Annotated in this window: 21 protein-coding genes and 2 riboswitches; of the genes, 18 read left to right on the top strand and 3 right to left on the bottom strand. The window is 66.8% G+C overall.

Annotated features, from left to right (window positions below; genetic code table 11):
• Positions 1-2 precede the first annotated feature (2 nt).
• Complete coding sequence (locus ABIA40_RS16475) at positions 3-734, top strand: precorrin-2 C(20)-methyltransferase (RefSeq protein ID WP_404542159.1); 732 nt, start codon at positions 3-5, stop codon at positions 732-734.
• Positions 731-1,465, top strand: coding sequence for a precorrin-3B C(17)-methyltransferase (gene cobJ, locus ABIA40_RS16470; RefSeq protein WP_404542157.1), 735 nt, complete (start codon positions 731-733; stop codon positions 1,463-1,465). The genes ABIA40_RS16475 and cobJ overlap by 4 nt, the downstream gene beginning before the upstream one ends.
• On the opposite strand, the gene ABIA40_RS16465 is transcribed toward cobJ, so the two are convergent.
• On the bottom strand, positions 1,441-2,187 hold the full coding sequence (locus ABIA40_RS16465; protein WP_404542154.1) for a cobalt-precorrin-6A reductase: 747 nt from the start codon (positions 2,185-2,187) through the stop codon (positions 1,441-1,443). The genes cobJ and ABIA40_RS16465 overlap by 25 nt on opposite strands.
• On the opposite strand from ABIA40_RS16465, the gene cbiE reads away from it, so the two are divergent.
• The 8 genes from cbiE (at position 2,186) to cobT (ending at position 9,382) form a co-directional block, all read left to right on the top strand.
• Entirely contained in the window at positions 2,186-3,367 is a 1,182-nt protein-coding gene (gene cbiE, locus ABIA40_RS16460; RefSeq protein WP_404542152.1) for a precorrin-6y C5,15-methyltransferase (decarboxylating) subunit CbiE, read from the top strand. The genes ABIA40_RS16465 and cbiE overlap by 2 nt on opposite strands.
• The gene (locus ABIA40_RS16455; protein ID WP_157282585.1) at positions 3,364-3,732 is read left to right on the top strand and encodes a cobalamin biosynthesis protein; all 369 of its coding nucleotides are present in this window, start codon (positions 3,364-3,366) and stop codon (positions 3,730-3,732) included. Before cbiE ends, ABIA40_RS16455 begins: the two co-directional genes overlap by 4 nt.
• The gene (cobM, locus tag ABIA40_RS16450; protein WP_404542150.1) at positions 3,729-4,511 is read left to right on the top strand and encodes a precorrin-4 C(11)-methyltransferase; all 783 of its coding nucleotides are present in this window, start codon (positions 3,729-3,731) and stop codon (positions 4,509-4,511) included. Before ABIA40_RS16455 ends, cobM begins: the two co-directional genes overlap by 4 nt.
• Positions 4,511-5,821, top strand: coding sequence for a cobyrinate a,c-diamide synthase (locus ABIA40_RS16445; RefSeq protein ID WP_404542148.1), 1,311 nt, complete (start codon positions 4,511-4,513; stop codon positions 5,819-5,821). Before cobM ends, ABIA40_RS16445 begins: the two co-directional genes overlap by 1 nt.
• The gene (gene cobA / locus ABIA40_RS16440) at positions 5,818-6,549 is read left to right on the top strand and encodes a uroporphyrinogen-III C-methyltransferase (RefSeq protein ID WP_338122609.1); all 732 of its coding nucleotides are present in this window, start codon (positions 5,818-5,820) and stop codon (positions 6,547-6,549) included. Before ABIA40_RS16445 ends, cobA begins: the two co-directional genes overlap by 4 nt.
• A 45-nt stretch (positions 6,550-6,594) precedes the next feature.
• Positions 6,595-6,814, top strand: a riboswitch (cobalamin riboswitch).
• 36 nt (positions 6,815-6,850) lie between these two features.
• Complete coding sequence (locus ABIA40_RS16435) at positions 6,851-7,528, top strand: energy-coupling factor ABC transporter permease (RefSeq protein ID WP_404542144.1); 678 nt, start codon at positions 6,851-6,853, stop codon at positions 7,526-7,528.
• Positions 7,529-7,574: 46 nt separating this feature from the next.
• Entirely contained in the window at positions 7,575-8,324 is a 750-nt protein-coding gene (gene cobF, locus ABIA40_RS16430) for a precorrin-6A synthase (deacetylating) (protein WP_404542142.1), read from the top strand.
• A gap of 5 nt (positions 8,325-8,329) precedes the next feature.
• Positions 8,330-9,382 carry a nicotinate-nucleotide--dimethylbenzimidazole phosphoribosyltransferase gene (gene cobT, locus ABIA40_RS16425; RefSeq protein ID WP_404542139.1) on the top strand — a complete coding sequence of 351 codons (1,053 nt, stop codon included), beginning with the start codon at positions 8,330-8,332 and terminating at the stop codon, positions 9,380-9,382.
• A gap of 6 nt (positions 9,383-9,388) precedes the next feature.
• Here the strand turns inward: cobT and ABIA40_RS16420 are convergent, their stop codons facing one another.
• Positions 9,389-9,961, bottom strand: a complete 573-nt coding sequence (locus tag ABIA40_RS16420) for a histidine phosphatase family protein (protein ID WP_271541179.1) — start codon at positions 9,959-9,961, stop codon at positions 9,389-9,391.
• Positions 9,962-10,033: 72 nt separating this feature from the next.
• A riboswitch (cobalamin riboswitch) is annotated at positions 10,034-10,237 on the top strand.
• A gap of 112 nt (positions 10,238-10,349) precedes the next feature.
• On the opposite strand from ABIA40_RS16420, the gene ABIA40_RS16415 reads away from it, so the two are divergent.
• From ABIA40_RS16415 to ABIA40_RS16380, 8 genes are all read left to right on the top strand, one after another.
• On the top strand, positions 10,350-12,707 hold the full coding sequence (locus ABIA40_RS16415; RefSeq protein ID WP_404542137.1) for a TonB-dependent receptor: 2,358 nt from the start codon (positions 10,350-10,352) through the stop codon (positions 12,705-12,707).
• A gap of 12 nt (positions 12,708-12,719) precedes the next feature.
• On the top strand, positions 12,720-14,144 hold the full coding sequence (locus ABIA40_RS16410) for a PepSY domain-containing protein (RefSeq protein ID WP_404542134.1): 1,425 nt from the start codon (positions 12,720-12,722) through the stop codon (positions 14,142-14,144).
• 450 nt (positions 14,145-14,594) lie between these two features.
• Positions 14,595-16,604: a hydantoinase/oxoprolinase family protein gene (locus ABIA40_RS16405; protein ID WP_404542131.1), complete on the top strand. Its 2,010-nt coding sequence runs from the start codon at positions 14,595-14,597 to the stop codon at positions 16,602-16,604.
• A complete protein-coding gene (locus ABIA40_RS16400) occupies positions 16,601-18,181 on the top strand; it encodes a hydantoinase B/oxoprolinase family protein (protein WP_404542128.1) in 1,581 nt (526 codons plus the stop codon). Before ABIA40_RS16405 ends, ABIA40_RS16400 begins: the two co-directional genes overlap by 4 nt.
• Positions 18,182-18,191: 10 nt before the next feature.
• The gene (locus ABIA40_RS16395) at positions 18,192-19,487 is read left to right on the top strand and encodes an aminotransferase class III-fold pyridoxal phosphate-dependent enzyme (RefSeq protein ID WP_404542125.1); all 1,296 of its coding nucleotides are present in this window, start codon (positions 18,192-18,194) and stop codon (positions 19,485-19,487) included.
• Positions 19,484-21,160 (top strand): long-chain-fatty-acid--CoA ligase, encoded by a 1,677-nt coding sequence (locus ABIA40_RS16390; RefSeq protein ID WP_404542123.1) that lies wholly within the window; start codon positions 19,484-19,486, stop codon positions 21,158-21,160. The genes ABIA40_RS16395 and ABIA40_RS16390 overlap by 4 nt, the downstream gene beginning before the upstream one ends.
• 115 nt (positions 21,161-21,275) lie before the next feature.
• Entirely contained in the window at positions 21,276-22,208 is a 933-nt protein-coding gene (locus ABIA40_RS16385; RefSeq protein ID WP_404542120.1) for an N-carbamoyl-D-amino-acid hydrolase, read from the top strand.
• A 5-nt stretch (positions 22,209-22,213) separates the two neighbouring features.
• A complete protein-coding gene (locus ABIA40_RS16380; protein WP_404542117.1) occupies positions 22,214-22,873 on the top strand; it encodes a flavin reductase family protein in 660 nt (219 codons plus the stop codon).
• On the opposite strand, the gene ABIA40_RS16375 is transcribed toward ABIA40_RS16380, so the two are convergent.
• Positions 22,870-23,532: an aspartate/glutamate racemase family protein gene (locus ABIA40_RS16375; protein WP_404542114.1), complete on the bottom strand. Its 663-nt coding sequence runs from the start codon at positions 23,530-23,532 to the stop codon at positions 22,870-22,872. The two genes, ABIA40_RS16380 and ABIA40_RS16375, sit on opposite strands and share 4 nt — an antisense overlap.
• Positions 23,533-23,585: the final 53 nt, after the last annotated feature.

Genomic DNA, 23,585 nt, shown 5'->3' with positions numbered 1-23,585 from the left:
CCATGGGACGCATCATCTGCTGCGGTCTCGGCCCCGGTGATCCTGATCTGATGAGCGTGCGTGCCGATCGTACGGTGCGGGGCGCTAGCCACGTCGCCTATTTTCGCAAGAAGGGCAGGCCGGGCCAGGCGCGCCGCATCGTCGAGGGCATGCTGGCGAGCGGCGTCACCGAATATCCAATGGAATATCCGGTTACGACGGAGATTGCTTTCGACAGCCCCGAATACGTGCAGCTGCTCGCAGGCTTCTATGACGAATGGGCCGAGCGCCTGGCGCGGCTTTCGCGCGCCGTCGACGTCATCGTGCTCTGCGAGGGCGATCCTTACTTTTACGGCTCCTTCATGCATCTGCACACGCGCCTGCAAGGCCGCGTCGAGATCGAGGTGATCGCCGGCATTCCCGGCATGGTCGGCTGCTGGAACGGCGTCGGGCAGCCGATCGCGCTCGGCGACGACGTGACGACGGTGCTGATGGGGACGCTCCCCGAGGCCGAGCTCGAACGCCGCATGCGCGATTCCGATGCGCTGGTCGTCATGAAGACTGGCCGCAATCTGGCAAAGGTGCGCCGCGCGCTTCGCTGCGCCGGGCGGCTCGACGATGCCTGGCTGGTCGAGCGCGGCACCATGCCGGGCGAGCGCGTGGTGCGGCTCGCCGAGATCGACGCGGCCGACTGCCCCTACTTCGCGATCGTGCTCGTGCACGGCAAGGGCCGGCATCTGGACGCCGCCGAATGACGGGCACCCTGACCATCGCGGGCCTCGGGCCGGGCAGCGACGCGCTGGTGACGCCGGAGGTCACGGCGGCGCTTGCGACGGCGACCGATATTCTGGGCTATGCGCCTTATGTCGCACGCGTGCCGCCGCGGCCTGGGCTCACCCTGCATCCCTCCGACAATCGCGAAGAGCTGCAACGTGCGAGCGAGGCCCTGCGGCTTGCCGCCGACGGCGGCCAGGTCGTCGTCGTCTCTTCCGGCGATCCCGGCGTGTTCGCGATGGCATCCGCCGTGTTCGAGGCACTCGAGCAGGCGCCGCAATGGCAGGGACTGCCGATCCGCGTGCTGCCCGGCGTCACCGCGATGCTGGCGGCCGCCGCGCGTGCCGGCGCGCCGCTCGGACATGATTTCTGCGCGATCAACCTCTCCGACAATCTCAAGCCGTGGACCGTGATCGAGAAACGCCTGCGCCTCGCGGCGGAAGCCGATTTTGCCATCGCGATGTACAACCCGCGCTCGGCCAGCCGCCCGGAAGGATTCGGCCGTGCGCTTGCGCTGCTTCGCGAGGCCGGCTGCGGCGAGCGTCTCATGATCTTCGCGCGCGCGATCAGCGCGGCTGATGAAAAGATCGAGATCGTGACGCTGAACCAAGCGACGCCCGAGATGGCTGACATGCGCACGCTGGTGATCCTCGGCAATTCGCAGACACGCCGCGTCGGCCGCTGGGTCTATGCGCCGAGGCGGGCAGAATGACCGAGCCATTGCATCACGTCAGTGACGCGCTCGACCCGCCGGCGCTCTGGCAGATCTGGTCGCGAGATCATGATTACGGGAAGGCCGAGCCTGCGGGCCGCGTCGATCTTGGCGCGTGCGCCGTCGCCGCCGGAATTGCGGGCGACGATCCAGGAGATGCCGCGCGTGCGCAGCATCTCGAGTTCGCCCTCGAGGGTGAACGGACCGCGCGACACGATCACATCGGCCGCGAAGGGCAGGGTTGCTTCCGGCGGATCGACGAAGCGCAGCGTGTAGGCGTGCTGCGGCTTCGTCGCGAACGGCGCGATGTGCTGGCGGCCGATGGCGAGGAACACGTTTGCCGGAGCGTCCGGCAGTGCGGCGACCGCAGCGTTGACATCCACCACCTCGAGCCAGGTGTCGGCGGCCGCCTTGATCCAGGGCGCGCGTTCCAGCGCAAGCAACAGCGTGCCCGTCTGCGCGCACGCCTCGACGGCGTTGCGGCTCATTTCCGCGGCGAAGGGATGTGTCGCATCGATCACATGAGTTATGCCTTCGCGGCGGATGTAGTCGGTCAGCCCGCTCACGCCGCCGAACCCGCCGATGCGGGTCGGCAGCGGCTGATCGGCCGGCGTGCGGGTGCGGCCGCCATAGGAATAGACGGCGTCGATGCCGGCGCGCGCGATCTCCGCGGCGAGCAGGCTCGCATCGGCCGTTCCGCCCAGAATGAGGGCGCGAATCATGTCTGATCCCTGGCTGACCATCATCGGTATCGGCGAAGATGGCCTTGCTGGGCTGTCGGAGGCAAGCCGAAAGGCGCTTGCCAGGGCCGAAACCGTGTTCGGCGGCGAGCGTCATCTTGCGCTTGCCGAAATTGGCAGCCGCGGCCGTCCGTGGCCGGTGCCGTTCGATGCGAATTTCGTGCTGAGCTGCCGCGGTCGGCCGACGGTGGTGCTCGCCTCCGGCGATCCGTTCTGGCATGGCGCCGGCGCGAGCCTTGCCGAGAAGCTCGGCAGCGACGAGTGGGTCGCGCATCCCGCGCCGTCGACGTTCTCGCTTGCGGCCGCGCGGCTGGGCTGGCGACTGGAGTCGACCATTTGCCTCGGCCTGCACGCTGTATCATTCGAACGTCTCGCTCCGCACCTGGTGCGCGCCGCGCGCATCATTTGCCTCGTGCGCGATGGCAAAGCCGCCGGCGATCTTGCGAAATGGCTGACGGAACGCGGCTGGGGCGCTTCCGCATTTTGGACTCTCGCCGCGCTCGGCGGGCCGCGCGAAGCTGTCCAGCAGTATTGCGCAATGGACTTTGCTGATGATCGCGCTGCCAATCTGGTTGCGGTAGCGGTGGAGGCGAGGGGCGCACAGGGCATTCCGCGCAGCTCGGGCCTGCCAGACGACCTCTTCGTCCATGACGGCCAGATCACCAAGCGGCCGGTCCGCGCACTGGCGCTCTCCGCGCTGGCGCCGCGTCCGGGGGAGCGGCTGTGGGACATCGGCGCCGGATCGGGATCGATCTCTGTGGAGTGGGCGCTGTGCGGCGGGACGGCTACCGCAATCGAGGCGCGCGAGGATCGCGTCGCGAACATTCGCAAGAATGCGGCCGCCTTCGGTCTGACGCATCGGATCACAGTCGTCACGGGCAGGGCACCGGAAGCTCTTGCCGGGTTGGAAGCGCCGGATGCCGTCTTCATTGGCGGTGGTCTCGACGAAGTGTTATTTGATGCGATCTGGACGCGGCTCTCGCCGGGTACGCGGCTCGTGGCGCATGCTGTGACGCTGGAGACGGAAGCTCTGCTCGGCGAGCTGCATCAGCGTCACGGCGGCGAACTGATGCGGGCCGAAATTTCGCATGCCGTCCCGCTCGGCCGCTATCGGTCGTGGGAGGCGGCACGCCCCGTGGTGCAGTGGAGTGTGGTGCGATGAAGGTCGCCGGTTTAGGCTTCAAGCGCGACGTGACGCTGACTTCGCTGCGCGAAGCGCTGCTGGCTGCGGGCGGTGCGGAAGGGCTTGCGGCGATGGCAACTGTCAGCGACAAGGCCGACACCGAGGCGCTGAAGCAACTCGCTCGTGAATGCGGCGTGCCGATCAGGGCTGTTCCGGTCGCGACACTGGCCGGCATCGACACGCCCACGCAATCGAAGCTCGTCGCGGAGAAATTCGGCACCGGATCTGTGGCCGAGGCTGCAGCGCTCGTGGTCGCCGGTCCGCACGCGCGGTTGATTGCAACACGGGTCGTCTCGCAGGATCGCAGTGCGACCGCGGCGATCGCCGAAGGAGACGGCGTATGACGGTGCATTTCATCGGCGCCGGGCCGGGCGCGCCCGATCTGCTGACGTTGCGGGGCCGCGACCTGATCGCGGCCTGTCCAGTCTGTCTCTATGCCGGCTCGCTGGTGCCGGAGGGCGTGCTGGCGCATTGCCCACCCGGCGCGCGCATCGTCAATACCGCGCCCATGTCGCTCGACGAGATCATCGCCGAGATCGCAGCCGCGCATGCGGCAGGCCTGGATGTCGCGCGGCTGCATTCCGGCGATCTCTCAATCTGGTCGGCGATGGGCGAGCAGCTCCGCCGTTTGCGTGCGCTCGGGATTCCCTACTCGGTGACACCCGGCGTTCCCTCGTTCTCGGCTGCCGCGGCCGCGCTCGAGGCTGAGCTGACGCTGCCCGGTCTTGCTCAGACGGTCGTGCTGACGCGCACGCCGGGCCGGGCCAGCGCGATGCCCGGGGGCGAGAAGCTCGCTGCGTTCGCTGCGACCGGCGCGGTGCTCGCGATCCACCTGTCGATCCATCTGCTCGACCAGGTCGTCGCCGAGCTGACGCCGTATTACGGCGCGAATTGCCCGGTCGCGATCGTCTGGCGCGCGAGCTGGCCGGAGCAGCGCATCGTGCGCGCGACGCTGGCAACGCTCGATGCGGCCGTGGGTGGCGAGATGGAGCGCACCGCGTTGATCCTGGTCGGCAAGACGCTTGGCGCTGCCGATTTCGACGAGAGCCGCCTCTACGCCGCCGATTACGACCGCCGCTACCGGCCCGTCGGTGCCGAGCCGCGCTTTCCGGAGGCGTCGTGATGGCGGCGAGCCTCGTCATCTCCGCGCCGGCCTCCGGTGTCGGCAAGACCACGCTGACGCTGGCGCTGGCCCGCGCCTGGCGCAATCGCGGCCTGAACGTGCAGTGCTTCAAGAGCGGGCCCGACTATATCGATCCCGCCTTCCACGCCGCCGCCACGGGACGCGCCTCGGTCAACGTTGACAGCTGGGCGATGGATCGCAGCGCCATCGCGCATCTCGTCAGCCGTGGCGGCAATGCAGATGTCGTGCTCGCCGAGGGATCGATGGGCCTGTTCGACGGTGTCGCTGCGCGCGGCGTCTCCGGCACCGGAGCGACAGCTGATATCGCGGAGATGCTGGGCTGGCCGGTGGTTTTGGTGATCGATCCCTCCGGCCAGGCGCAGACTGCGGCAGCGATCGCCGCCGGCCTTCGCGATTACCGCGCCGGCGTGCGCCTTGGCGGCGTCGTGCTCAATCGCGTCGCCAGCCCGCGCCATGAGGATCTGGTGCGGCGCGCGCTGAACGAGGCCGGCATCAAAGTGTTCGGCGCGCTGCCGCGCCATGCCGAGATCAGCCTGCCGAAGCGGCATCTCGGTCTCGTGCAGGCCGAGGAGCAGGCCGAGATCGGCAAGCTGATCGACGAAGCCGCGCGCTTTGTCGCCGAGCACGTCGATCTCGATGCGGTGCTCCACTCGGCAGGCAAATGGTCGCCGCAAGCTGTGGCGAACGGCTTGAACGTGAGGCCGCCCGGCCAGCGCATCGCGCTGGCGCGCGATGCGGCGTTCTCGTTCGTCTATCCGCATATGCTGGAAGCCTGGCGCGCGGCGGGCGCCGAGATCGTGCCGTTCTCGCCGCTGGCCGATGAAGTGCCCGACGCGAGCGCCGACGTGTGCTGGCTGCCCGGCGGCTATCCCGAGCTTCATGCAGGAAAGATCGCGGGCAATGCGCGCTTTCGCAGCGGACTGCGCGCTTTCGCCGAGACGCGGCCGGTGCATGGCGAATGCGGAGGCTATATGGTGCTGGGCGCAGGCCTGACCGACGCCGACGGTATCCGCCATGAGATGACAGGGCTGCTCGGCCTGGAGACCAGCTTTGCCAAGCGCCGCATGCATCTCGGCTATCGTCTTGCCGAACTGGCCGCGCCGATGCCGGGGCATAAGCCTGGCGCGCGCCTGCGCGGCCACGAGTTCCACTATTCGACCATCCTCGCCCAGCCCGATACGCCGCTCGCGGTCGTGCACGACGCCACCGGCGCGGTCATTGCCGAAACCGGCTCGCGCCGTGGCCATGCCACCGGCACGTTCTTCCATCTGATTGCGGAGGACCGGTGAGCGGGTTTGTCTCTTTCGTTTCCGCCGGTCCGGGCGATCCCGAGCTCCTCACGGTGAAAGGCGCCACGCGGCTGCGCGAGGCCGACGTCGTGCTTTATGACGATCTTGCCTCCGGCGCGATCCTCGATCTCGCCCGGCCCGGCGCCAATCTCGTCGCGGTGGGAAAGCGGGCCGGGCGTCCTTCGACCAAGCAGCACCACGTCAACCGTCTCCTGGTCGACTATGCCGCAACAGGCGCGCGCGTGGTGCGGCTTAAATCCGGCGATGCCGGCATTTTCGGCCGGCTCGAGGAGGAGATCGAGACGCTGCGCGAAGCCGGCATCGGCTACGAGATCATTCCCGGCGTCACCTCCGCCTGTGTCGCCGCCGCCCAGGCCGGCATTCCCCTGACCCGCCGGCATACCTCCCGCCGGGTGCAGTTCATCACCGGCGCTGACGTCACGGGCGAGCTGCCGCCCAATCTGAATTGGGCGGCGATGGCCGATCCAGAGGCCACGACCGTGGTCTATATGGGCCGGCGCACCTTTCCGGCGCTTGCCGCAAAATTGATCGCGCACGGCCTCGCTCCCAGCACCCCGGCGCTATTCGCCGAATCCCTCGGGCGATCTGACGAACGATTGGTCCGCACCACGATTGCCGAGCTCGCCGAGCAGCTTGGGCGCGGCGGCGCCGCTTCCACCGCCGCCGTCATCCTGTTCGGTGCGCTGGCGGGAGAATATCCGGCATGAGCGCTCCGGCAGCGGTTCGCCCCTTGACGCCCGCGATGCGAAAGGGGCACACAAGAGAGGCATGGTGCTCGACGCGGCGCAAAGCGCCGGAGCATAATCGGGAATGGGGATGGGCGGACCCAGTTGCGGCGCCCCAAACCCCAGCCGCCCCCGCGACTGTAAGCGGTGAGGGGCTCCGAACCGCCACTGGACCGCAAGGTCCGGGAAGGCCGGAGAACCCAGTGAACCGCGAGCCAGGAGACCGGCCGTGCACGTATTGAGGCCAAGGCCGTCGGGTGTGACGGCAGGAAGGAATTGAGCCATGCATATCGAACCCGGGATCGTGACGGGCGCCAAGCTCGTGTTGAGTTACGCGACCGGCATCGCCGCAGGCGGCGTTGCCTTGAAGCTCGCGGTCGAGACCGTGCGCGAGCAGGGCGCCGGCTCTTTCGCCGCGCGGACACTGGCCACCACCGCTCTCGTCTTCGTCTTCTTCGAGATCCTGCCGCACTTTCCGGTTGGGGTATCAGAGGTGCACTTCATCCTTGGCTCGACCTTGTTCCTGCTCTTTGGTGCTGCGCCCGCCGCCTTCGGCCTCGCAATTGGCCTGCTGCTTCAGGGCATGCTGCTGGAGCCAGTCGATCTGCCGCAATACGGCATGAACGTCACCACGCTGCTGGTGCCGCTGTTCGCGATCCAGGCGATCGCCACGCGGATCATTGCCCGCAACACCGCCTATGTCGATTTGAAATACGGTCAGGCGCTGGCGCTTTCGACGACCTACCAGGCCGGCGTGATCGCATGGGTGGCGTTCTGGGCGCTCTATGGCTCCGGCTTTGCGATCAGCAACCTCGCCAGCATTGCGACGTTCGCTGCCGCTTATGCGCTGGTCATCGTGATCGAGCCGCTGGCCGATCTCGCCGTGCTGGCGCTGGCGAAGTCGCTGCGTGGCGTCACCGCGCCCGGCCTCGTCACGCCGCGCCTTCACAACGCGGCCTGAGAGACAAGCGAAAGGGCGGCCGCCGTGGCCGCCCGTCGCGCTCGCGATGCTCACGCTCTCCCTGATAGGCATCGGTTGCGGCGATCCCGAGCAGCTCACGCGCGCCGCGACCCGCGCCATCAACGCGGCCGATCTCATCCTGATCCCGCGCAAGGGGACTGCGAAATCCGATCTCGCCGATCTCAGGCGAACGATCTGCGCCGGTGTGCTCACCAACAAAACGACACGCATCGCCGAATTCGACCTTCCCGTGCGCGATGCGACCGAGTCGGACTACCGCAAGGGCGTAGACGATTGGCACGATGCGGTGGCCGCGACCTGGTCGCAGACGATCGCTGGGCATCTCGAAGATGAGGGCAAGGTCGCGCTGCTGATCTGGGGCGATCCTTCGCTCTATGATTCTTCGCTGCGCATTGCGCGGCGGTTGAATCCGTTGCCGACAATCGAAGTCGTGCCTGGGATCACCTCGATCCAGGCGCTGTGCGCGGCGCATGCGCTGCCGCTCAACGACATCGGCGAGCCGTTCCTGGTCACGACGGGGCGGCGCTTGCGCGAAGGCGGCTGGCCGCAGGGCGTCGATACCGTCGTCGTGATGCTCGATGGCGGCACGGCGTTCCAGTCGCTCGATCCGGCCGGGCTTCACATCTGGTGGGGGGCCTATCTTGGCATGCCCGATCAGATCGTCATGTCCGGCGCGCTGGCTGAACTGGGCGCGCGCATTGCCGCCGTGCGGCAGGAGGCGCGCGAGCGGCACGGCTGGATCATGGACAGCTATATTCTCAAACGCAGGCGTTGAGCAGCATGCTTCCCGAATGGGTTACCCAGAACTGCCCCGAGGTCTCCGCTGTTCATCGCGAGGCGGCCATTGCGCGGCAGGCGCAACTGACGAAGCCGACCGGCGCGCTCGGGCGGCTCGAGCAGCTCGCGATCGAGCTTGCGGGCTTGCAGGCGACCGGGCAGCCGCGCGCCGCGCGGGTGCCGATCATCATCTTCGCGGGCGACCACGGTATCGTCGCGCAGGGCGTGTCGGCCTATCCGCAAGCCGTCACCATCGCGATGATGGCGAATTTTGCCGCCGGTGGCGCCGCGATCTCGGTGCTGGCGCGCGAGCTGGGTTCGAGCCTCGAGGTGGTCGACGCCGGCACATTGGCCGAGGCGCAGATGGCGGGAATCGTCACCGACAAGCCGCGCAGCGGCACGCGCGATTTCAGTGTCGAGGCCGCGCTCACGCCCAAGGAATTGGCCTTCGCCTTCGAGGCCGGCCAGCGCGCGGTGGTGCGCGCCGAGGCCGGCCGGCCTGATCTCTTGATCTTCGGCGAGATGGGGATCGGCAACACCACGACGTCGGCGGCGATCGCGGCGAGCCTGCTCGGTGTGAGCGCCGGGGAGATCGCGGGCAGCGGCACGGGCATCGATGCGGCCGGCCGCGCGCACAAGGCGCGGGTGATCGATGCGGCGATCGCGCGCCACGGCGTCGCCGGAGCCGCGGCCGAGAAGATCCTGTGCGCGGTCGGCGGCCTCGAGATCGCGGCGATCTCGGGCGCGATCATCGCGGCCGCGCAACGCCGCATTCCCGTGTTGATCGACGGCTTCATCGTCTCGGTGGCGGCGCTGGCGGCGGCGCGCCTCAACCCGCCCTGCCAGCCATTCCTGCTGCCCTCGCATCAATCGGCCGAGCAGGGACATCGGCTGGTGTTGCGCGCGCTGAATGTGCAGCCGCTGATCAGCCTCGATCTCAGGCTCGGCGAGGGATCGGGTGCCGCCATCGCGCTGCCGCTGGTCCGCTCGGCTTGCGCACTTCACAACGGCATGGCGACGTTCGCGCAGGCCAACGTGCCGGATCGGCCGTCTTGATGCGGCTCAAGCCACGCGCTGGTTGACCGAGACGACACGCCAGCCGCCCGCGAGCCGGTCGATCCGGGTCAGCGACAGCGGATCGACCACGAAGCGCAGCGCAGCTTCCGGTGTGAGATCGAGCGCGATGCAAAGCGCGGCCCGAATGGTCCCGGAATGAACGACCAGCGCCGCGGAGCCTGCGCCAATCTGCGCCAGGCCCAGGCGGACGCGGGCGACCTGATCCGCAAAGCTCTCGCCATTCGGCGGCCGCCCGTGCGCGGGATCGCGCCAGACCTGCGCGTAGGCCTCGCCGCCGGTCGCGGCGAGTTCGTCATGCCGATGGCCGGTCCAGTCGCCGAAATCCTGCTCGCCGAATTCGCTGACCAGCTCCGGTTCGAGTCCCAGCGCGCGCGCCGTCTCGACCGTGCGCCGCGACGGGCTGGCATATCCGGCGACATCCGCGGGCAAGCGCCGCCTCAGGGCCGCCAATGTGGCGTGATCGCCGAGGTCGGGCCGCGCATCGGCCGCATGGATCGTCCCGGGCACGCCCGCGACGGCCGCATGCCTGATCAACCAGAGGAAGGTCTCGCCTTCCATGCTCATCTCCAGGGAAGTTGGTTGCTGTGGCCCCAACGCCGCAACTGGCACATTGACTCTGTCTTGGTGGTAATCCTAGATGCTCGCGACGGTTTTCCCGAGAGGGAATGAAAAGGGAATGCGGTGCGGGGAAAATTGTCCCCAATGCCGCGGCTGCCCCCGCAACTGTAAGCGGTGAATCCTTCGTCACGAGCCACTGGGTCCTCGGTCCCGGGAAGGCGACGAAGCGGTTACGACCCGCGAGCCAGGAGACCTGCCGTCAGCCGTGGTCACACGCGAAGATGTCGGTCGGGGAGTACAGACATTCGGCTTCATCGGACGGCTAAAGCCGAAGGTGAAACCTCGTTCGCTGTGACGTGCCACTGACGTCATACCGAGGTTTTGACCTGTGTCTTCCATCCGTATCGCACGACCGCGCCGCGTCCTGCTGGTTTCCGCCGCGTTCACGTCCTTCGCCGCTCTTGGTCCGCCTGCCGCTCTGGCGCAGCAGGCCCGGGAGTCCCTGCCACCCATCGAGGTATCGCCCGCCCAGGCGCGCAAGCCGGCCAAACAGGCAGCAGGAGCGGCGCAGAGCGCGCGTCGCGCAGCAGCGCGCAGGCCGGCGGCTGTATCCGCCGCGCCAAAACCCGTCGTGCCGGATTCGACGGTGCAGACGCCCCTCAACACCAATGCCGTGGCCGAAAGCGCATCGCGGCTCGGCCTGACGGTGCGGCAGACGCCCGCGACCGTCGAGGTGATCTCCGCCGAAACGATGCGCGAGCAGGGCTATCGCACCGTGTCCGAGGTGGCGCAGGGCGCCGTCGGCGTCAGCTCCGGCGACAACCCGGCCGAACCTTCCGCCTTCTCCATGCGCGGCTTCACCAACAGCCAGATCAACACGCTCTACAACGGCATCAAGATCGGTCCGCAGAACATGACCTCGCGGATCGTGGATACCGCCAATCTGGAGGCGGTGGAATTCCTCAAGGGCCCGGCCTCGCTGATCTCGGGCGAGGGCGCCGCCGGCGGCGCGATCAATTTCGTCACTAAGCAGCCTCGCACCGGACCTGTCAGCAACGAGGCCAATTTCTCCTGGGATTCGCTGAATTCGTTCCGCGCCCATTACGGCTCCGGTGGCAGCGCCAATGTGCAGGGGCTGGACTATCGCTTCGACATCAGCCGTTCCACGCTCAACGGCTTTGCCGACGACACCAATGTCAAGACGTTCGGCACGTCCGGCCAGCTCAACTACCGTGTTTCCGACAGCCTCAGGATCTGGGGTGCGGTCGAATATCGTGAAGACCGCTCGAAGGCCTATTGGGGCGCGCCGCTGGTGCCGGTCGCCTTCAGCGGTTCGCACGCGACGACGGGGATCGTCTCCGGCAATTACGTCTCGAATTACAACGGAACGAATCTCGGTGCCGTCACCATCGACGATCGCACCTTCAACACCAATTACAACGTTCTCGATAACCGCAACGTGGCGCAGGAAGTGTGGCTGCGTGGCGGATTCGAGCTGAAGCTCGCGCCTGACCTCACGCTGAAAAGTCAGGCCTATGGCTATGGCGCGGAACGAATCTGGTTCAATAACGAGATCGAGGCGTTCAATTCCACCACGAACCTGGTCGATCGCGAGCGTTTCTATGTCGCCCACAGCCAGCGGCTGGTCGGCAACATCACCGACCTGATCTGGGATACAAATATTGCGGGCTTCGATAACCGGCTGGTCACGACGCTGTCGTCGAGCTATCTCGATTTCGTCAGGCCCGGCGCGGCAAACTTTCCCGGCGATTCCGTTTCGCTGGTCGACCCCAACCGCGGTTTCTACGGCCTGCTCACGACGCAGCAGCAGACCGCACGCATCGACAACGAGGCGCTGTCATTCGAGGACAGGCTCAAGCTGACGCGCAGCTTCGCGCTGATCGGCGGCCTCCGCGTCGAGCATATCGGGCTCGACCGTAATTCGACCGACAAGAACGGGATCGTGAAGGCGGGCTTCCCGTTCACGAAAGACTGGGCGCCGGTGACGGGCCGCATCGGCTACACCTGGGAGGCCTTTCCCGGCCTGACCTTCTTCAGCCAATACGCCACCGGCGCCGACGTCGCAGCCAACAACATCTTCCTGCTCTCGCCCACCCAGCCGCTCGATCTGACCACCGCGCGCACCTATGAGACCGGTGTCAAGCACCTGTTCTGGGACAACCGGGCGGAATGGTCGTTCTCGGCCTACGACATCGTGCGCAAGAACGTCTATGCGGCCGCCGGCGGTATGCAGCTGAATATCGCCGGGCGGCAGGAGTCGAAGGGCGTCGAGCTTGCCGCCTCGATACGCCCGATCGAGCCGCTGCGGCTGTGGGGCAACATCGCCTATGTCGATGCGCGCTATGCCGACTACAATTTTGCCGGCGGCTCGTTCTCGGGCAACACGCCGCCAAACGTGCCGCGGATCGTCGCAAACGCCGGCGCGTCGTATCGCTTCTTCACACCGTGGCCGGTGGAGCTTGGCATCACCGGTCGTCATGTCGGCGACCGCTACAACACCGACGCCAACGTCGTGACGATGAAGGCCTACACCGTGGCCGACGTCTACGCCTTCGTCGACATCCCCAAGACGGCGTTCAATGCGGTCGACCAGGCCCGCCTGACCTTCCGTGTCCGCAACATCACTGATAAGCGCTATGCGATCTGGGGCGATCCGTTCTATCCGGACCAGATCCTCCTGGGCGCGCCGCGCACCTATGAAATATCGGCCGCGTTCAAATGGTGAGGCCCTAAGCGCATGATGGGCGCGATCGTCCTCACGCATCGCTGGCTCGGCATCGCGTTCTGTCTGTTGTTCGCGATGTGGTTCGCGAGCGGGATCGTCATGCACTTCGTCCCGTTTCCGTTGCTGACGGAAGCGGAGCGATTTGCCGGACTTGTGCCGGTCGATCGCGACGGGACGAGGATCTCGGTCGCGGACGCCGTTGCGGCGAGCGGGATTGCCGATGCGACACGTGTTCGGCTGATCCAGCGGAGCGATGGACCGGTTTACGTCGTCTCGGGCCCCGCAGGCTCGCGAGCGGTTCGCGCCTTCGATGGAGCAGACGCGTCGGTGACGTCTGCCGATGTCGCGCTCACCATTGTGCAAGCTTATTCACGTCAGCGCGGGCTTGAGGCGGTGCGCGCTGCAATCGTCGCGCGGTCGGACTACGATCAGTGGAGCGTGCCGAACGGTTTTGATCGGCATCGCCCCTTGTTTCGCGCCGCTCTCGGCGATGCCCCTGGAACGGAGGTCTACGTTTCGTCGCTGACCGGCGAAATCGTCCTGGATACGACGCGCAGCGAGCGCGCGTGGAACTGGGCCGGCAGCGTGCTGCACTGGATCTATCCGACAATTCTGCGCAGCAGCTGGGCGCTGTGGGATCGCGTGGTCTGGACGCTGTCGCTGCTGGCCCTGATCGCAGCACTGCTTGGCGCGGTGCTCGGAATCGTGCGTGTGAAGATACGGGGACGCCAGCTCTCGTCGCCCTATCGTGGCTGGCACGCCCTGCATCACATCATCGGTCTTGTCGTGACCGTGTTCGTGCTGACCTGGATCTTCAGCGGCTGGCTGTCGATGGATCACGGCCGGCTGTTCTCGCGCGGGCAATTGACGCCGGCGGAGGCCGCCGTGGTCGATGCCGCCCCGGATTGGCGAGACGCTTCATCGCTGCAGCCAATATCGCCGTCGGCGCTCGAGGTCGAATGGTTCGCGTTCGGCGCCAAGGTCTATCGGCGCGACCGGGTTGGTCTCGGCCGTCAGGCTTTGATCAAGGCAGGGAACGTGCCACGCGGACAGTCGGCATACCTGGATGTGCGGGAGATCGGCGACCTGACAGCGCGCCTTGGCGCCGGCTGTGCCGCACCGTTCCTGCTCGCCGGCAACGACGGCTATCCAGCGCAATCCGCACTTCCGGGGGCCCCCGTCTACCGCACAACGTGCGGCGATCTCTGGTTCGATGTCGATGCTGCCGATGGCAAGGTGCTGCAAAGGCTGGACCCGTCGCGCCGCGCCTATCGCTGGCTTTACAGTGCGTTGCACACGCTTGACTTCCCGATTCTGCTGGCTCATGCGCGGCTGCGTGACGCTCTCATCGTCGGGCTCTGTACGCTCGGGCTGATGTTCTCAATCACCGGCATCGTGATCGGTTGGCGGCGCTTGCGGGCGTCGCTGGCAGCCTGAGCAGCTTGAAACGGCACGCCGGGTGCTACGCCCGGTTATCCACCAGCGGCCGGTGATGTCCTCGCTTACTGACCGTACAATAAAGAGAGGCTGAGCCGACCTCCGTGCATAGCTCCTGGTCAGTCCTCTCTCCCGCACCGCCGTTCGATCGCCTGCAAATTAGACAACGACCTCGCGCGATCCGATTGCAGTGCAACGGGCGCTTTTATTTGCCTCGAAGAATCCAAGGGTGCGCTGCACATTTCTGCTTCGTGTGCTTCTGCTCTCTGCGCGAGCAGCGCTGCACCAAAACGTGCAGTCGATAGTGCGCCGCGCAATGCCGGTGGCTGTGCTGGCCCAGTGGTTTGCGACAACTCTGACCCTATCCCGCGGCCATCGCTCTGTCGCACGCTCGCACGTGATGGCATGACAGGGAATGATGATGAACGTCATGCGTAGCTGACTGTGCAGATGAGCGATTCCGGCAATCACTGGGAGGTCGGCACCGATATCGGTGGCACCTTCACCGACATCATCGCGATCCGGCGCGATTCCGCGGAAGCGCGGATTGCCAAGGTGCCGTCGCGCCCCGACGCACCGGTGCAGGCGATGCTGGAGGCGATCGAGGCGGTCGGCCTGCGCAAGAGCGAGGTCAAGCGCTTCGTCCACGGCACCACGCGCGTGACCAACGCGATCGTCGAGAACCGGCTGCCGAAGGTGGCGTTGGTCGCGACCGAAGGCTTTGCCGACGTGCTCGAGATCGCCCGCTGTCGCCGGCGCGATCTCTATCGGCTCGACATTCCGCCGAAATCGCCGCCTCTGGTGCCGCCCGAACGATGCTTTGGGCTCGCCGAGCGCCTCGATCATGAGGGCCGGGTGCTGAAGGCGCTCGAGGAAGCCGAGATCGAACGCCTGGTGGCGTGGCTGAAAGGCGCCGGCGTTCAGAGCGTTGCGGTCGCGCTCCTTCACGCTTATGCCAATCCAGTCCACGAGAAGATGCTGGGCGAGCGGCTCAGGGGCGTCGTCGCCCATGTCTCGCTCTCGCACGAGGTCAATCCCGAGGCGCGCGAATATGAGCGAACCTCGGCAACCGTGTTCAACGCGGCCGCGATGCCGATCGCGGTTCAATATCTCAGCGAGCTGGAGCAGCGGCTGCCGATCGGGCCCGGTCTGCAGGTGTTTCACTCCGCCGGCGCCATGGTCCCGATTTCGGCGGTGAAGCGGCGTCCGCTGGTGATGGCGATGTCGGGCCCGGCGGCCGGCGTCTCGGCGTCGGTCAGCATCGCGCGCCAGCTCGGCTGCGCGCGGATGCTGACCTTCGACATGGGCGGCACCACGACGGACGTGTGCCTGATCATCGACGGCCAGGCCGAAATGACCGACGGCCGCATGCTCGGCGACAAGCCGCTGCGCCAGCCGATGCTCGCGGTGCATTCGATCGGCGCCGGCGGCGGATCGATCGTGCGCAACGGTCCCGGCGGCCTGACGGTCGGGCCGGAAAGCGCCGGCTCCGAGCCGGGCCCGGCCTGCTATGGCCGCGGCGGCACGGAGCCGACCATCACCGATGCCAATGCGGTGCTCGGCTATCTCAATCCCGAGACCAAGCTTGGTGATCGCATCGGGATCGACATCGCGGCCGCAAAGCGCGTCATCGCGCCGATTGCCCGCGCGCTCGGGCTGAGCCTGACGGAGACGGCGCTCGGCATCATCAAGGTCGCGAACGCGACCATGGCCCGCGCGCTCCGCCGTGTCACGGTCGAGCGCGGCATCGATGGCCGCGACTGTACGTTGCTCGCCTTCGGCGGCGGCGGTCCTATGCATGCCGCGGGCCTCGCCGATCTCTACGGCATTGCAGAGGTGGTCGTGCCCAGTGCCTCGAGCGCGTTCTCGGCGCTGGGTTGCCTCACTGCCGATTTCAGCTTCCTGCAGCAGCAGACCCTTCGCGCTGCCCTCGACGGCATCGATCTCGCGCGCGTCTCGGAACGGATCGAGGCCCTGATTGCCGATGCCTCGGCGCCGCTTCTCGCCAACAATGTTGCGAAGGCCGAGATCCAGGTCGAGCTTGTGGCCTTGATGCGCTACGCCGCGCAGAACGACGCCATTCCGGTATCCTTCACGCTGCCGCTCGACGTTGCCAGGCTGAAGCAGGACTTCCTGACGCGGCATCATGAGCTGTTCGGCTATGCGACCGGCGAACCCTGCGTTATCGAGTCGGTGCGGGTGCAGGCCCGTCGCCCGTCGACGACAATTGTCAGCCGGCCGGCGACCGCGGCGAGGGCAGTGTCTATGACCACGCGCACCTGCTCGTTCGACGGCTTCCACGACATCGCAACCGCGATCGTCGACCGCGCGTCGCTCACCGAGACCATCAATGGTCCCGCCATCATCGAAGACGCCTGGTCGACCGTGGTGGTGCCGCCGGGCTGGCAGGCGAGGCCCGATCCATCGGGCAATCTGTTCCTGACGCGGAGGGCGGCATGAAGCTCGATCCGTTCGTCGTCGAGGTCATCAGGCATGGGCTCTCCGCCGCGGCCGAGGAGATGAGCCTCGTGATGACGCGTTCGGCGCGCTCGCCGCTCCTGCGCGAGGCCGGCGACCTGTCATCGGCGATTACCGACGGCCATGGCGGCCTGGTCGGGCAGGGCCGCGACATTCCGATCCATCTCGGCGCGATGGCCTACACCATCCCCGAACTCTTGAAGGTGATGCCGCGCGATGGCCTGAACGACGGCGACGTCGTGATCTACAATGTCGGCGCGCTCGGCGGCAATCATCTCAACGACGTCAAGGTCGTGCGCCCCGTCTTCTTCGACGGCGAGATCGTGGCTTTCGCAGTCAGCCTTGCGCATTGGCCTGACATCGGCGGCACCTGGCCCGGCAGCTATTTTGCAAAGGCCGTCGACACCTTCCAGGAGGCGATGCGGATTCCACCGGTGCTGATCGCGACTGCCGCCGGCCTCAGTACGCCGATCGTGCAGCTGCTCAAGGCCAACGTTCGCGATGCCGAATCCTGCGAGGGCGATCTCCTTGCGCAGATCGCGGCGACCAAGGCCGGCGAGAAGCGCATCGTCGAGCTCTGCCGCGAGCATGGCAAGGCAGTCTTCATGGCGGCGCAGTCGCGCCTGCACGACCTCTCCGAAATCGAGATGCGGGCGGCACTGCGCGATCTTCCGGATGGCGTCTACGAGGGCGAGGATTATCTCGACGACGGCAGCGCAAACAATGCGCCGGCGCGCATCCATGTGAAGATCACCATTCGCGGGGATGAAGCGACCTTCGACCTCTCCGGAAGCTGCGACCGCGTCTCCAATTTCTGCAACACGACGCCGTTCATGGCGCGCTCGGCGGTCGCCTATGCCGCGCGCATCATGAGCGGACGCGACATGCAGCAGAACGCCGGCGCACTGCGGCCGCTGAGCATCATCACGCGCCCGGGTTCGATCCTCGAGCCCGGCTGGACCGCCTCCGTTGCGGCCGGCAATCACGAGACCTCCATGCGCATCGTCGATGCGATTTTCCGCGCCATGCAGGACACCATTCCCGAGCGCCTGTCGGCGGGTGGGGCGACCACCGCGGGCGTGCTGTTCTTCGCCGAGCCGCGGCCGAACGGGTCGTGGAAGATGCTCTATGAAGTCCATGGCGGCGGCGAAGGCGCGCGGCACGATCGCGCCGGCACGTCCGCAACCCGCGTGCATCTGTCCAACACCTCGAACACGCCGGTCGAGGTGATCGAGGCGAACTACGCGATCCGGCTCGAGCAGCAGGCTATCCGTCGGAATTCCGGCGGCGCGGGCGCGCATCGCGGCGGAGACGGCTCCGTCCGCACCTACCGCATCCTCGCGCCTTCGATGCACCTGACCACCTGCATCGAACGCATGGTGATGGCGCCGTGGGGCATGCAGGGCGGCTCTCCCGGCAAGGCCTGCCGCATCTCGCTGGTGCGGCAGGGCGCGACCGTCGCCATCGACGGCAAGTCGAACCTGGTGTTGCAGCAAGGCGATCTCGTCACGATCGAGATGTGCGGTGGCGGTGGCTACGGCGCCGTTCCGGCGGAGTGAGGCAGTGGCGATGAGCAAATTGTTGCGAACCGGGCTGAATGCGGGCGAGGCCACACCGATGGCCGTGGTCGGCGGCGAGGGCGTCTACTTTCACCTTGCGGACGGCCGCAAGCTGATCGACGGCAGCAATACAGGCGGCGGTCTCGGCCATCGCCATCCCGCCATGGTGGAGGCGATCCGCCGTGCGGCCGATACGCCCGTCGTCAACGAGGGATGGACCTGGGTCGGCCGCGAGCAAGCCGCCGACGATCTGATGGCCATCGCCTTCAAGGGCGAAGAGGACTGGGTCGGCGCGGTGCGCTTCTGCATCAGTGGTAGCGAGGCCAACGACATGGCGCTGTCGCTCTGCCAGGCGCTGACGCAGCGCTCGGCGCTGGCAACGCGCGAGCGCGCCTATCACGGCATCACTGGGCTGTCGCGCAGCATGACGGTGCAGCCGCAATGGCACGGTGGCCTCGCGGTGCACGCCGGCGGCTCGAAACTACCGGCACCGATGGCGCCGGTGCGGATCCTGCCGGCGCCGGATGGGGCGATCTATGGCGCGCCGGCCGACAACACGCCACCGAGCGAATATCTCGCGAATGCCCCGCGCCTGCTCTCGGACACGGCGGCGACGATCATCGACTACACCCAAGGCGGCATCTATTACGACGGTGCCTATCAGGATGAGGTCGCGCGCTGCGCCCGGCAGGCCGGCTCGTACTGGATCGCGGACGAGGTCGTCACCGGCGCGGGCCGCGCGGGCCGCTGGTTCGCGTTCCAGGGCGCGCAGAGCCGGCCCGATATCGTGACGCTCGGAAAGTCGCTCGGCGGCGGCGCGGCGGCCGTGGCCGCCGTCGTGCTGTCGAAAGACATTGTCGAGCGGCTCAAGGGCGCGAGCTGGCAGAACTACGGCACGCTGCGCGGCCATCCGATCAGCATGGCTGCGGTGAGCGCTTATCTGAAGGTCATCAGCGACGATAAGATTCTGGAGCACGTCGCGAGCCTTGAGAAGCTGTTCGCCCGCCGCCTGCTCGCGATCGCACAAAAGCATCCGAGCGTGCAGCGCGTAGCGGGGCAGGGGCTGCATTGGACGGTTGAGCTGCACGGCCCGGACTGGCGCACCTGGCACGCCGACACCACCGAGGTTCCGATTGCTTCGCGCGTCGCGGAGCGCGCACTGGAAGCCGGCGCCGTGATCGGCACCAGCGGCGAGCAGACCTCGCTGTTCCTGGCGCCGCCGCTGGTGATCTCCGAGTGGGAGGCTAACCAGCTTCTGGACGCGCTCGACCACGGCCTGGATATCGCTGACGAGGAGCACGGGTGAACCACACAACGTCCCTGATGTCACCGGCCTGGCCGGCGGACGAGCCCTGGTATCTCGCGATGCCGGAGGGGACGCTCTACGACGCGCTGGCGCGTGCTGCACGTGAACGTCCCTCGCATCCGGCGACAATGTTCTACGGGGCGAGCCTGAGCTACGCCGAGCTGCGCGACCGGGTCGATGCCATGGCCGGCTTTCTGCAAGGCGTTTGCGGCGTGAAGCGCGGCGACCGCGTCATGATCGCGCTGCAGAATTCGCCGCAATACGTCATCGCTTACTATGCGACGATGCGGGCGAACGCCGTGATCGTGCCGGTCAATCCCATGAACAAGACCGCCGAGATCGCGTATCTCGCCGCGGACAGCGGCGCCAGGGTTGCAATTATCGGCAGCGAGCTGAGCGATGCGTTTGCGCCCCTGGTCGGCGAGGCCATCACACATGCAATCGTCGCGCAGTATCGCGACGAGGTGCCCAGCGTCACGCCCTACACGCCGCCGCTCTGCGTCACCGAGGCGCCGTCGGAGCCGCCGTCATCGCCGGGCTGGCATTCGTGGTCATCGGCGGTCGCACGCGGCTTGCGGCCGGGCGCGATGGAGGCGGGGCCGAACGATCTCGTGATCCTGCCCTACACGTCCGGCACGACGGGTAAGCCCAAGGCGTGCATGCATACAAATCGCAGCGCGCTGTTCACCGCCGTCTTGCAGGCGCGCTGGTATGGGCTCGATGGCAGCGACGTGATGACCGGCTTCATGCCGCTGTTCCATGTCGCGGGCATGCAGGGCTCGATGAATGCCGCCATCGTCTCCGGCGCCACGCTGCTGCTGATGGCGCGCTGGGACAAGGATCTGCTGCCGGATTTGTTCGAGACCTATGGCGTCACGTTCTGGAACGCCGCGCCGACCATGATCGTGGATGTGCTCGCCAGCGCCAGCTTCCGCGACAAATGTTTTGCGAAGCTCAAGGTGCTGACTGGTGGCGGCGCGGCGATGCCGACCGCGGTCGCGGAACGGCTGAAGGGGCGGTTTGGGCTCGATTTCGTCGAGGGCTACGGCATGACCGAGACGATGTCTCCAACGCACCTCAATCCAATGGCGGCGCCGAAGCGGCAGTGCCTCGGCATCGCCGTGCACGAGACCGATGCCAGGGTGATCGACCCCGACAGCCTGGTCGAGCTCGACGACAATGTGGTCGGCGAGATCGTCGTGCACGGGCCGCAGGTGCTGCAGGGTTACTGGAACAGGCCGGAGGCGGATGCCGAAGCCTTCATCGAGCGGGACGGCAAGCGGTTCCTGCGCACGGGCGATCTCGGCTACCGCGATGCCGGCGGCTATTTCTTCGCCGTCGACCGCCTGAAGCGGATGATCAATGTCAGCGGCTTCAAGGTGTGGCCGGCCGAGGTCGAGGCGGCGATGTACCAGAACCGGGCTATCCGGGAATGCTGCATCATTTCAGCGCCGGACGGCTATCGCGGCGAGGCCGTCAAGGCGCTGGTGGTGCTCGATGACGCCGCGCGCGCGACGACGTCGGAGGGCGACATCGTCGGCTGGGCGCGGAGCGCGATGGCGAGCTACAAGGCGCCGCGCGCCGTCGTCTTCGTCGAGTCCCTGCCGCGGACCGCTAGCAACAAGGTCAACTGGCGGCTGTTGCAGGATGCCGAATGGGGGCGGACGGCATGAAAGCTGCTCGGCTGGAAAAACAGCGCGAGGCTGCGATATGCTGCGCGCGCCAACACGCCCCTGAAGGTGCGATCCCAAGCCTCGCCAAGAAACTCAAGAAATCAGGAATTCGCTGATGCGCATCGTCAATGTCGCCGCCGCCCAGATGGGCCCGATCCAGAAAGCCGACAGCCGCGAGGCCGTGGTCAAACGCATGATAGCGCTGATGGACGAAGCCAAGAGCAAGGGTGCCGACCTGATCGTCTATCCCGAGCTGGCGCTGACGACGTTCTTCCCGCGCTGGTACGTCGAGGACCGCGCCGAGTTCGACATCTGGTTCGAACGCGAGATGCCGAACGCGGCGACCAGGCCGCTGTTCGAGCGCGCGGCGCAGCACGGAATCGCGATGAACTTCGGCTATGCGGAGCTGACGCCGGACGGTCATCATTTCAACACCGCGATCCTGACCGACAAAACCGGCAAGATCGTCGGCAAATACCGCAAGGTGCATTTGCCGGGCCATGTGGAATACGACAGCAAGCGCTCGCACCAGCACCTGGAGAAGCGCTATTTCGAGCCGGGCGATCTCGGCTTCAAGGTCTGGCGCGAGCTCGGCGGCATCATCGGCATGGCGATCTGCAACGACCGCCGCTGGCCCGAGACCTATCGCGTCATGGGCCTGCAGGGCGTCGAAATGGTGCTGATCGGCTACAACACGCCGTCGGTGAATGCCGAGAAGAGCGAGGAGGGCGTCGAGAAGCGCCTGTTCCACAACCGCCTCTCGGTGCAAGCCGGCGCCTATCAGAACGCGACCTGGGTGGTCGCAGTCGCCAAGGCCGGCAATGAGGACGGTCATCCGCTGTTCGGCGGCAGCCTGATCGTCGATCCCAATGGCGAGATTGTCGCCGAGGCCAAGAGCGAAGACGACGAGGTGCTGGTCCACGCCTGCGACCTCGACGCCACGGCCTTCGGCAAGACCACGATCTTCGATTTCGCTCGCCATCGCCGCATCGAACATTACGGCCTGATCACCAGCCAGACCGGCGCGGTGCCGCCGCCGGAGACGTGACGCCGATGGCTGACAAAGGCATCTCCTTGCGTGAACTCGATCCGCGCGATCGCTACAAGCTGCTGTGCGGCGTGGTGGTGCCGCGGCCGATCGCGCTGGTGACGACGCTGGACGAGAACGGGGCGGTGAATGCCGCGCCGTTCAGCTTCTTCAACGTGTTCTCCGAGAGTCCCGCGCTGATCGTGCTCGGACTCCAGCACAAGCCGGATCACGCGCCAAAGGACACCACCCGCAACATCCATCGCGACGGCGAGTTCGTGGTGCACATGGTGGACGAGGCGCTGTCAGGCGCGATGAACGACTGCGCGGTCGATTTTCCCTCCGGCGCCAGCGAGGTCGCCGCGACGGGCCTGGCCACGCTTCCCTCCGTCGACGTGAAGGTGCCGCGCCTCGCCGCGGCCCCCTTCGCGCTGGAATGCCGGCGCCATGTCGTGCTGACCTTCTCGCCCGATCGCGAGCTCCTGGTCGGCGAGGTCTTGCGGGTTCACGCCCGCGAGGGGCTGGTCGACACCGCCAACATGTATGTCGATCTCGACGCCTATCGGCCGATCGGCCGCATGTTCGGCAATCTCTACACCACTCAGCGGGATACGTTTGCCCTTGTCCGCGAGAGCCATGCGCAATGGCTCTCGCGCCAGGGTGCCAAAGAGCTGAAGGACGCCTAGTGAGCCGAGAACTGCACCGTACCCAGCGCCATGGTAACGGCCGCCTGCGTCGGGTCGATCACGGGAATGCGCAGCGCGTCTTCCAACGCGCGGCGGTGGCGCGCCATGCCGGCGCAGCCCATCACGACGGCGCGGGCACCGTCCTCGTCGCGCAGCGCGCGGCCGACCTCGATCATCTTGGCGAGCGTGCCTTCGCCCGAAGCGGTTTCGGCGACGCTCATGTTCAGCGGCCGCTCGCCGGAGAAGCGGTCGGTCAGGCCCATCTGCCTGAGATAGCGCGTGTGACGCGGGATCGAGCGCTGGGCGATCGCGATGACGCCGAAGGTCTCCGCGCGGGAAAGCGCCGTCAGCACGCCGCACTCGGCGATGCCGAACACGGGGCGGTCGGTGCCTTCCCGGCAAACCTGCAGCCCGGGATCGCTGTAGCAGGCGATGACGAAGGCGGCCGAGCTGTTGTCGCATTCGACCAGCTTCCGCAGCGGGATCGCAACGCTATCGGCGTCCGCCTGACTTTCGATGCCGAACGGACCCTCGGCCAGCGTCTGGCAGACCACTTCCGGCCCGCCCTCGAAATCGAGCGGCTTCAACGCATCCTCCAGCCCCTGCGTGACCTTGTGGTTGGAATTCGGGTTGATGACGAGAATGCGCGGCCGGGACATGATGGACTTCCTGCGAGATTTAGCGAACGTGCCTCTAGCCTATCACGGAGTGC

The sequence above is a fragment of the Bradyrhizobium sp. USDA 223 genome (assembly GCF_044909005.1).
GTDB classification, from domain to species: Bacteria; Pseudomonadota; Alphaproteobacteria; order Rhizobiales; family Xanthobacteraceae; genus Bradyrhizobium; species Bradyrhizobium yuanmingense.
The sequence above is the reverse complement of the archived record's forward strand: the minus strand, read 5'-3'. Positions and strand labels throughout refer to the sequence as shown.